We start from the raw sequence: 9357 nt of genomic DNA, 5'->3' as shown, positions 1-9357 counted from the left end.
AATGGTTCAGCCGACAGACATCGACAACCGCGCCGCAGCACGTAACGAGATTGGCCAAGCGACAAACGGTGTTGTTAACCAAGTTGCCGCTTCCAACTACATCTTCGACGGCCGCGCCAAGCCATTTGCTGGCGACACAGTAAGCGTCACAAGCTTTGAAGCAAGCGACCGTCCGCTGGACTCCACAGACATCCGCTAACTGAACAGCGCAGGCCGGGCGCGTCTCCGGCCACTTTCCTCCCTCGACCCTTCTTAAACCCAAAATCTGAAAGAGACCTTACCATGAAACTCATCATCGCATCTTTGACCGCCGCTACTGTTCTTGCCTCTGCTGCTTCTGCAATGGTTCAGCCAACCCACATCGACAACCGCGCCGCGGCTCAAAACGAGCTTGGCCAAGTCACAAACGGCGTTGTCAGCGAAATCGCAACATCCGCCTATGCCTTTGACGGTGAATCCAAGGCACTTGCTGGCGACACAGTGAGCATCACAAGCTTCAACGCAAATGAGCGTCCGTTGAACTCAACAGACTATCGTTAACTGAACAGCGCAGGCCGGGCGCGTCTCCGGCCAAAATTCCCTTCCTATTCCCAAGAAACCTTACAAGTAAGAGAGGCCCTAAAATGAAACTATTCATCGTAACCCTGACTGCTGCCACTGTTCTTGCTTCGACAGCATCTGCTTTGGTTCAACCGACTTTTGTTGAAAACCGCGCCGCTGCGCAAAATGCGCTTAGCCCGTTTACTGGTGTCGAAATCGGTAAGGTGCTTGCAGCAAATGATGCCGCGACACTGGGTTTGGGAACGATCAAACTATCAGACAATCAACCAAAGGCAGTTTCTCCGAAAGCTACAGATTTGCGCTAATCGCATAATTAATAGCCACCACTCCAACGACGCAAAAAGCCCACAACGTTCCCTCCCGGCGTTGTGGGTTTTTCTTTGCCTTCTTCCCCCTTGTTTATGAAATGCAGATCGCGTCTTTTCAGCGCGTCCGTTCTTTGGAACGTTAATGAGACGCAGTGGATAGAAGGCAGGGTCATGCGGAAACTCTTAGGTGGAATTGTGCTGGTGGCAGGTGTCGCTGGCTTGGGCTATTGGGGCTCGAAAAATCATGCGTTGGATATGCAGTCTGCAATCACAGAACGCGCTGTAACAGCTACAGCAAATTCGGTGCATGGTGTGCAGACACAGATTAATGGACGCGACATTCGCGTGACCGGGTTGGCCGATAGTGAGGCCGAACGTGACAGTTTGCTCGGCGCTTTGAACGATGTGAAAGGACGACGTGTTGTTCGCGATGATCTGGAAGTGTTGCCAACAGCAGATCCTTACACAATTGCTGGAACGCGCAAAGCAGGTCAGACACTGTTGCAAGGCAACGTTCCCACGGAAGCTGCGCGCGCTGAATTGGGTGAAACAGCCGTTTCTGGTGTGGAAGGGTTAACCTTGGCGTCCGGTGCGCCTGCGGGTTGGCAGGCTGCGATCGGGTCAGGGCTTGGCACCTTGTCGCAAATGGATGAAGGCTCTGTATCTTTGACGGGCACAGACATGCGTTTGACTGGTCTCGTGGATACACCACAGGATCGCGATGCGTTGGTTGCGATGCTTGATCTTCCTGAGGGGTACACCCTAACGAATGATATCGAAACGCGCGATGACGGTAAGCCGATTGCGTATGACGTGAATTTTGACGCGGCGCGCGGTTTGTCCGTTGATGGCAAACTGCCAAAGGGTCTTGATCTCGCGCAGATCGGCGATGCATTGGGCGTGTCAGCCATCACGGGTGAGGCCAAAGCAGGCATCATGGGCGATGGTAGTGCGGATCTCGCAATTTTGGGTAAGTTGAAAAACTGGCTACCTGAAATGCAAACGGCACAGATTTCGATTTCAGACGCAGGGACCAACGTGACGGGGACTGCTGAGGTTGGCGTCAACGCTGCGCTCGTTGAGGCGACTCTGAAAGAAGAGCTCGACGGAGCCGCGACCTTGTCTTTGGCAGCTTCCAACGCAAAACCAGATGATGGTGCGACACGGATCAATGCCGCAACGGGTCAGGATGAACGCTTTGAATATGGTGCTTGGCTTCCGAATATTTCTTTCACGCCAAGCTTGGAAACATGCGCGGAGCAGACAGATGCTTTGCTGGCTAAGACAAAGATTAACTTCTTGAGTGGATCGGCTGATCTTGGGCCGCGCAGCTTACGGGCCATCAATGGGATGGCAGCCATCGTTGGGCGCTGCGTGCGTGAAGCAGGTCTCGTTGCCGAACTTGGCGGCCACACTGACAACACTGGTTCGGGCAATTTTGAGCTGAGCGCAGCGCGCGCCGAAGCGGTACGCGACGCAATGATCGCCCGCGGTATCGATGGTGAAGCGCTGTCCTCCGCTGGTTTCGGACCAAGCAAACCAATCGCAGATAACGCAACGGCCGAGGGTCGTGCAGCTAACAGAAGAACAACCGTGCTCTGGACGCAGCGGTAGAATTGAAAGGAAGACGATATGTTTCGTGAATGGGGATTTTTGATTAGTGAGATGATCGTTTTGATCATTCTTGCTGCACTGTTGGGCTTGTTTGTGGGTTGGTTGATTTGGGGCCGTCGCAGCACCGTGGTCAACACCGAAGAAGCAGATGGCCTGCGCGCGGACTTGAAAGCGTGCCAAGCTAAACATGCGGACAAAGACGCGCGTATTGCAGCGTTGGAAGCTGATGCAGGTAACACAGACGTCGTTGACGGTCTGCGTGGTGATTTGGAAGCGTGCCAAGCGACGCAAGGCGACAAAGATGCGCGTATTGCTGCATTGGAGGCTGATCTAGCCGCAGCGAAAGCTTCCGCAGGCGCGGCGTCAGCTGCGGTAGTGGCCTCACCTGTTACTTCAGCAGAACCGGACGTTGCAGCAGACGCTGTGGATTATGATGGTGATGGCATCATTGAAGGCGAGAATGAGGGTGTTAAACCTGCAACTCTGACCGAAGCACGCGGCGGCAAAGCGGATGATCTTAAGCAGATCAAAGGCATTGGCCCAAAGCTTGAGAAGCTCTGTAATTCGCTTGGTTTCTTTCACTTCGACCAGATTGCGAATTGGACACCGCAAGAAGAAGCATGGGTTAACGCGAACCTCGAAGGTTTCAAAGGTCGCGTGAGCCGTGACACATGGATCGCTCAGGCGAAGGTTTTGGCCGCTGGCGGCGAAACTGAATTTTCTAAACGCGTTGAAGGTGGCGACGTTTACTAAATTAAGAAAATAACTCTCTGCGGTTTGCGCCGCAGAGAGACAAACATCAGGTCGCTTGTTTGTGGGAAACTTCAAACGCGGCCTTTTGTGCATCTGAGGCATCGCTTTGATGGGCATCGCGCCATTCGTTAAAAGGCATGCCGTAGAATGCTTCGCGACCCTCGTCTTTGTTCATCTCGATGCCACGTTCATTCGCGGCTTCCTGATACCAGCGCGACAAGCAGTTGCGACAAAAACCCGCCAAATTCATCATGTCGATGTTTTGAACATCTGTGCGCTCTGCGAGATGGTCGCGCAGACGGCGAAAGGCTGCTGCTTCCAGTTCGAGTTGGGTTTGTGCGTCCATTTTGTGCTCCTGTTTCCGGATATCACCATTTAAATGCTTCGTGATTGTTTTCCATGCGGGGGCAGATCAATCAGCATTTTGGCGAGGGGTTCCCGAGCAGGTCTAACGGATTGTTTGATCAAAGGCCAAGCAAGGATAGGATTCGGGATGAAGATACCCGCTACTAAAGATCAGGCGAAAATCGATCAGGCTCGTCACTTATAGTCATTTTTGTAAAAATTTGTAATGTCATCTGCCTGTTTCCTAACCAAACTAACCAAGAGGGCAGTTGCCGAACGAATGGAAATGCGCAATAAGCGCGCGAATGTTACCGCTATCATTGGATAGTTTTACGAAGTCGGTTACTGTTAACCGACCCGACATGAGGAAAAAGATATGAGACGTGAGCGCAGTGTTAAGATCGTTGCAACGTTAGGCCCGGCATCTAGCGATTACAAAATGGTCCGCGCTTTGCACGAAGCAGGGGCAGATGTGTTCCGTCTCAATATGAGCCATGGCAGCCACGAGAAAATTGGTGAGTTGCATGCGATCATTCGCAAAGTTGAAGCAGACCTCGATAGCCCAATTGGCATCCTAGCGGACCTTCAAGGTCCCAAATTACGCGTTGGTGAATTTGCCAATGAGGCAGAAGAGTTGGTTCCTGGCGCTTCATTCCGGCTTGATCTGGATGAAGCCGCCGGCGATGCAACGCGCGTGCGTTTGCCCCACCCGGAAATTTTCGCAGCGCTTGAGCCGGGTGCGTCCTTGCTTGTTAACGATGGTAAAATTCGTCTGAAAGTCATCGACTGCGGTCCTGACTATGCGAATTGCGAAGTTGTCATTGGCGGTACGATTTCAAACCGTAAAGGCGTGAACGTGCCTGACGTGGTTCTACCGCTTGCTGCGTTGTCTGAAAAAGACTTGGCTGATCTCGAGTTCGTTTGCGAGCTGGGTGTTGATTGGCTGGCACTGTCTTTTGTTCAGCGTGCCAAAGACGTTTGGGATGCGCGTGATCTGGTTAAAGGTCGTGCATCAGTTCTGTCCAAAATTGAAAAGCCTTCTGCTGTTGCGAGCTTTGATGAAATTCTGGATGCCTCTGACGGCATCATGGTTGCACGTGGTGATCTGGGCGTTGAATTGCCTGTTCAGAACGTGCCGCCCATCCAAAAACGTCTGATCCGTAAATGTCGCGCAGCGGCGAAGCCTGTGATCGTTGCGACGCAAATGCTCGAATCCATGATCGAAAGCCCGATGCCAACGCGCGCAGAAGTATCTGATGTTGCGACTGCGATCTATGAAGGCTCCGACGCAATCATGCTCAGCGCGGAAAGCGCCGCGGGCGAATATCCGGTGCATGCTGTGACTACGATGGATAACGTTGCACGAGAAGTTGAAAGCGATCCGACCTATACTGAAATCCTTGAAGCGTCGCGCACAGCCAACCGGAACAGCATTGCGGATGGTATCGTTGCTGCCGCCCGTGAAATCGCTGAAACGACCGATGTTAAAGCGATTTGCTGTTTTACTCAGAGCGGCACGACAGCCCTTTTGACGGCCCGTGAACGCCCGCGCGTTGCAATCATTGCGATGACGTCCCAGCGTACTACAGCACGCCGTCTTGCCCTGACGTGGGGTACGTATTGCGTGATTACTGATGAGTTTAACCGCTTCAAAGGCGCAGTTGTCTCCGCAGCGCGCGCTGCGCGTGCGAGTGGGTTAGCCTCTGAGAAAGATCAAATCGTGGTCACTGCGGGTGTTCCTTTCAACATTCCGGGCACAACAAACATCCTGCGCGTCGCGCCTTGCGAGGAACGATTGATTTACGCCTCTGATCCAGAGTAACCTATCCTTCAAATTCCGAGGGAAGGAACGCGATATGAGCCATGATTTGGCTTTGGTTTTAGGTTTGGTGATCGCTGGGTTCTCGATTCCAGCCATCGTTTCTGCATTTTCTGATGGGCGCACGCCGCGCGCGGCGGCGCTCACCATTATGATCGGCGGCGGACTCGTTGCTTGGGCCTTAACCGGCAAACCTGGCGGATATACCCTTGAGCAGATCCCGGAAGTATTCGTCAAAGTCACACGTGACGTGATCGGTTAAACTTCCCTCTTGCGGAATCTCTGGACCTGTCCTAAACGGCCCCTTCTATATGTGCGTCCGGCTTATATTGGCATGCCGAGTGCGCGCGTTTCTACCGACCCTAAGAGGAGACGGAAATGCCTAAGATGAAGACAAAAGCGAGCTGCAAAAAGCGGTTCAAAACAACGGCGAGCGGCCGTGTGAAAGCAGCGCAAGCTGGCAAGCAGCACGGTATGATCAAGCGGACCAACAAGTTCCTTCGCAATGCACGTGGTACAACCACACTCGCGGCTGCTGACGAGAAAATCGTCAAGTCGATGATGCCATATTCACGCTAAGGAGATTTGATAGATGTCACGCGTTAAAGGTGGTACAGTAACCCACGCCCGTCACCGTAAAGTCGTCAAAGCCGCAAAAGGCTATTATGGACGTCGTAAAAATACATTCAAAGTCGCAGCACAGGCCGTCGATAAGGCGAACCAATACGCAACACGCGACCGTAAGAACCGCAAGCGCAACTTCCGCGCATTGTGGATCCAGCGTATCAACGCCGCAGTTCGCAGCCACGACGAAGCGCTGACATACAGCCGCTTCATCAATGGTCTGATGCTTGCTGGTATCGAAGTTGACCGTAAGGTTCTTGCTGATCTGGCCGTAAACGAGCCTGATGCGTTCGGCGCAGTTGTTGATCAAGCGAAAGCAGCATTGGCTGCATAAGCGATTAGCTTACAAAGATTTGAAAAGGCCCTGACCTCTGGTTGGGGCCTTTTTAATTGTGTCATGTGTTTTGCGCGATTAGCGTGACGTATGGACATTTTGATCGAAGATCTAACATCCGAGCACATAGCGCAGGTTGCACAGCTTTGGCATCAAGGTTGGATCGATGGCCATATCGAGGTTGTGCCGCCCGAACTCACAAAGCTGCGCACACCCGAGAGCTTTCAAACGCGCACTGCCGAGAACATTGCACTCACCCGCGTCGCGCGTCGGGAAGATGAGGTTCTTGGGTTCACGATGGTTAAGGTGGATGAGCTCTATCAAATGTATGTCGGTGCTAATGCGCGGGGCAGCGGTGTTGCGCAGCTTTTAATGGATGACTGTTTGAGCGCCATCAGAGCGAATGGACATATGACGGCTTGGTTATCTTGCGCGATTGGCAATGATCGGGCGGCCCGTTTCTACACAAAGCAATGTTGGCGCAACGTCGGTGAAGAAACCGTACTGCTTGATACATCTGGCGCGCCGTTTCCTTTGCGACTCTGGCGATTTGAGAAAGAGTTGTAAGACCACAAGCTGTGGTGCTTTGCCGAAAGTTGGTACGGGATGAGCGAATACCCATTGTTTTCCCCATTCGCGCCTCAATGTTCCATCATATCATGGATGTTAACCAGTTGAGTTGAGAGTCGACATCCGATGGCACGTATCAGTGAATTGCACTATTCAAATGCCTACGCCGCAAGTTCAGGCGTAGCAGAATTTTTGGAAGTTGCTCTTAACCCGAGCGAAGACCCCGCCGATTTTACAGTGTCATTCTACCAAGCGAATGGCACAGTTGGTATCGAGATTCCGCTTACGCATCCGGACGTTCAAACGTCTGTTGATCCAGACAATGGTGAATTGATTTACGTCATTTCTGCGGATGATTTCCCGATCTTTTTGACCGACCCTGACGGCGGTGGTTCTACAAACTACGAGGCCTATGCGCTGGTAAATACGGATACCAGCACGGTCATCGACTTTTACGATATTGGCGGCGGCACGCAGAATATTTTGGCGAGCAATGGTTTGGCGGCCGGTTCAACATCGGAAAACCTTCCTGTTGTTGTTGGGCCCGATTCAACCACAACCACACTGCAGTTCAATCAACCAAACCCGGACACCTTGGTTTATGACGCGGTTGGACCAGGGGATACTGGACTCGCTTGTTTTACCAAGGGAACACTGATTGAGACGCCAAATGGGCCGGTTCGTATTGATGCTTTGGGCGTTGGCGATCTTGTAAACACAATCGATAATGGCCCAAGCCCAATTCGTTGGATCGGTCAAACGACGGTGCAAGGCACTGGAAACCATGCACCAATTCGCTTTGAGCAGGGTGTTTTGGGTGCCGATTGTACCATCCTTGTTTCTCCACAGCATCGCATCCGCATTCAAGGATGGCAGTGTGAATTGCTGTTTGGGCAGGAGGAAATTCTCGTCCCAGCAATCGCTCTGGTGAATGGCACAACAGTCAAACAGGTTGAGTGCGATACAGTAACTTACGTTCACATCATGTTTGATACCCATCAGTTGGTCACATGTTCCGGGTTCGTCAGCGAAAGCTTTTTTCCGGCTGAAACTGCCAAAACATCGGTAAGCGGCATGCAACGGGAAGTCGCGGAATTGTTTCCAGAAGCAATCGCAGAGGCCAATCTTACCGATGGCTTAGCGCGTCCAAGCGAACGTCGTCAGCTCGCGCGTCTTTTGCAGGCGGTTTAAGGACTGCGTTAGCCCTGCAACATGCTCGGGCAAGCGGCGGTTGCGTTACGCCCGCCAATATGATGCGGGTTTTGGATAAGTATCCACATAACAGGTTGGCCCGGCGCTTGCGTGCGGCTGTAGGAGCATCCATTCGGAGCAATGTACCACTGTCCCGCTTGTGCAAATTGTGGGTTTGGGTTGTACAGGGTTTCCTGTGCGCCAGCGGCTGTGAAGGACATGGAAAGTGCGGCAGCAGCGATAATCGTTTTCATTTCGTTTCTCCAATTAAGCTGACCCAGCAGCGGGTCTTGTCGCTCAATTGAGGCTGCGGGCATGTGCGCCGCGTGGCGGGAATGTGGCGAAACTGGGCAGAAAATCAACCATTTTATTAAAGCAACGTGGCATCCGCGCTGCCTTTGTCTTGCGCGCGATGGGTCTAGCGGGTAACTCAACCTGAACAGTTTGCACGGCAGTAAGTACGGGGCCCGTCATGGATGATCTAAGAGATAAATACGTCAGCTTAATCGCTGCAGCGAGCGAGGAAAGCGCGCTGGAAGATCTGCGCGTACAGGCCGTTGGCAAGAAAGGCGAAATCAGCCTGAAAATGCGTGAGCTGGGCAAGATGACACCGGAAGAGCGTCAGATTGCGGGTCCAAAGCTCAACGCGCTCAAGGATGAGATCAACTCGGCATTGGCGGCTAAGAAAGTCGCGCTTGCTGATGCTGCGCTTGACGAGCGTCTTCGCGGTGAGTGGCTCGATGTAACATTGCCGTCGCGCGGTCGTCCTGCGGGCACGATCCATCCGATTTCCCAAGTCACAGAAGAGGTCATTACGATCCTTGCCGATCTTGGCTTCTCCGTTGCCGAAGGTCCGCAGATCGAAAGCGATTGGTATAACTTCGACGCGCTCAACATTCCGGGGCACCACCCTGCGCGCGCGGAAATGGACACGTTCTACACGCACCGCGCCGAGGGCGACAATCGCCCACCACACGTTCTGCGCACGCACACCAGCCCCGTTCAAATCCGCCACATGGAAGCGCATGGCGCGCCATGCCGGATCATTTGCCCAGGCCGTGTGTACCGCGCTGATTACGACCAAACACACACGCCGATGTTCAATCAGGTCGAGGGCCTCGCGATTGGCAAAGACGTCTCCATGGCGAACCTCAAATGGACGCTTGAAGAATTCTTCTCTGCCTTCTTTGGCAAGGACGTGAAGACCCGTTTCCGCGCGTCGCACTTCCCGTTCACGG

General features: G+C 53.0%; 15 protein-coding genes. 12 read left to right on the top strand and 3 right to left on the bottom strand.

The annotated features are described in order from the left end of the window. The 3 genes from ABJQ89_RS11875 to ABJQ89_RS11865 form a co-directional block, all read left to right on the top strand. Window positions 1-199, top strand: a 199-nt coding sequence (locus tag ABJQ89_RS11875) for a hypothetical protein (RefSeq protein WP_348496430.1), incomplete at its 5' end; no start/stop codon positions are given. Between the two features lie 83 nt (window positions 200-282). Beyond that, complete coding sequence (locus ABJQ89_RS11870) at window positions 283-540, top strand: hypothetical protein (RefSeq protein WP_348496444.1); 258 nt, start codon at window positions 283-285, stop codon at window positions 538-540. Between the two features lie 83 nt (window positions 541-623). Next, on the top strand, window positions 624-866 hold the full coding sequence (locus ABJQ89_RS11865; RefSeq protein ID WP_348496443.1) for a hypothetical protein: 243 nt from the start codon (window positions 624-626) through the stop codon (window positions 864-866). Window positions 867-874: 8 nt separating this feature from the next. On the opposite strand, the gene ABJQ89_RS11860 is transcribed toward ABJQ89_RS11865, so the two are convergent. Continuing rightward, complete coding sequence (locus tag ABJQ89_RS11860; RefSeq protein WP_348496442.1) at window positions 875-1042, bottom strand: hypothetical protein; 168 nt, start codon at window positions 1040-1042, stop codon at window positions 875-877. On the opposite strand from ABJQ89_RS11860, the gene ABJQ89_RS11855 reads away from it, so the two are divergent. Beyond that, on the top strand, window positions 1041-2483 hold the full coding sequence (locus ABJQ89_RS11855; protein WP_348496441.1) for an OmpA family protein: 1443 nt from the start codon (window positions 1041-1043) through the stop codon (window positions 2481-2483). The genes ABJQ89_RS11860 and ABJQ89_RS11855 overlap by 2 nt on opposite strands. A gap of 18 nt (window positions 2484-2501) precedes the next feature. Beyond that, a complete protein-coding gene (locus tag ABJQ89_RS11850; protein ID WP_348496440.1) occupies window positions 2502-3236 on the top strand; it encodes a hypothetical protein in 735 nt (244 codons plus the stop codon). Between the two features lie 46 nt (window positions 3237-3282). On the opposite strand, the gene ABJQ89_RS11845 is transcribed toward ABJQ89_RS11850, so the two are convergent. Then, window positions 3283-3582: a DUF1244 domain-containing protein gene (locus ABJQ89_RS11845; RefSeq protein ID WP_348496439.1), complete on the bottom strand. Its 300-nt coding sequence runs from the start codon at window positions 3580-3582 to the stop codon at window positions 3283-3285. Window positions 3583-3957: 375 nt separating this feature from the next. Here ABJQ89_RS11845 and pyk point away from each other — a divergent pair, with 375 nt between their 5' ends. The 6 genes from pyk to ABJQ89_RS11815 all read left to right on the top strand — a co-directional run bounded on the left by pyk (window position 3958) and on the right by ABJQ89_RS11815 (window position 8119). Then, on the top strand, window positions 3958-5403 hold the full coding sequence (gene pyk, locus ABJQ89_RS11840; RefSeq protein WP_348496438.1) for a pyruvate kinase: 1446 nt from the start codon (window positions 3958-3960) through the stop codon (window positions 5401-5403). A gap of 34 nt (window positions 5404-5437) precedes the next feature. Further along, window positions 5438-5662 carry a hypothetical protein gene (locus ABJQ89_RS11835; RefSeq protein WP_348496437.1) on the top strand — a complete coding sequence of 75 codons (225 nt, stop codon included), beginning with the start codon at window positions 5438-5440 and terminating at the stop codon, window positions 5660-5662. 116 nt (window positions 5663-5778) lie between these two features. Further along, a complete protein-coding gene (rpmI, locus tag ABJQ89_RS11830; RefSeq protein WP_348496436.1) occupies window positions 5779-5979 on the top strand; it encodes a 50S ribosomal protein L35 in 201 nt (66 codons plus the stop codon). Between the two features lie 13 nt (window positions 5980-5992). Further along, window positions 5993-6358 (top strand): 50S ribosomal protein L20, encoded by a 366-nt coding sequence (gene rplT, locus ABJQ89_RS11825; RefSeq protein ID WP_348496435.1) that lies wholly within the window; start codon window positions 5993-5995, stop codon window positions 6356-6358. A 90-nt stretch (window positions 6359-6448) separates the two neighbouring features. Further along, the gene (locus ABJQ89_RS11820; RefSeq protein ID WP_348496434.1) at window positions 6449-6925 is read left to right on the top strand and encodes a GNAT family N-acetyltransferase; all 477 of its coding nucleotides are present in this window, start codon (window positions 6449-6451) and stop codon (window positions 6923-6925) included. A 129-nt stretch (window positions 6926-7054) separates the two neighbouring features. After that, complete coding sequence (locus ABJQ89_RS11815) at window positions 7055-8119, top strand: Hint domain-containing protein (RefSeq protein WP_348496433.1); 1065 nt, start codon at window positions 7055-7057, stop codon at window positions 8117-8119. Window positions 8120-8127: 8 nt separating this feature from the next. Here the strand turns inward: ABJQ89_RS11815 and ABJQ89_RS11810 are convergent, their stop codons facing one another. Further along, window positions 8128-8373: a hypothetical protein gene (locus ABJQ89_RS11810; protein ID WP_348496432.1), complete on the bottom strand. Its 246-nt coding sequence runs from the start codon at window positions 8371-8373 to the stop codon at window positions 8128-8130. A gap of 218 nt (window positions 8374-8591) precedes the next feature. Here ABJQ89_RS11810 and ABJQ89_RS11805 point away from each other — a divergent pair. Beyond that, a partial coding sequence (locus tag ABJQ89_RS11805; protein WP_348496431.1) for a phenylalanine--tRNA ligase subunit alpha occupies window positions 8592-9357 on the top strand: 766 nt, incomplete at its 3' end.

Source organism: Planktotalea sp. (assembly GCF_039984035.1).
Taxonomy (GTDB): Bacteria; Pseudomonadota; Alphaproteobacteria; order Rhodobacterales; family Rhodobacteraceae; genus Planktotalea.
Note: the sequence above shows the minus strand (reverse complement) of the source record. Positions and strands in the feature narration are given on the sequence as shown.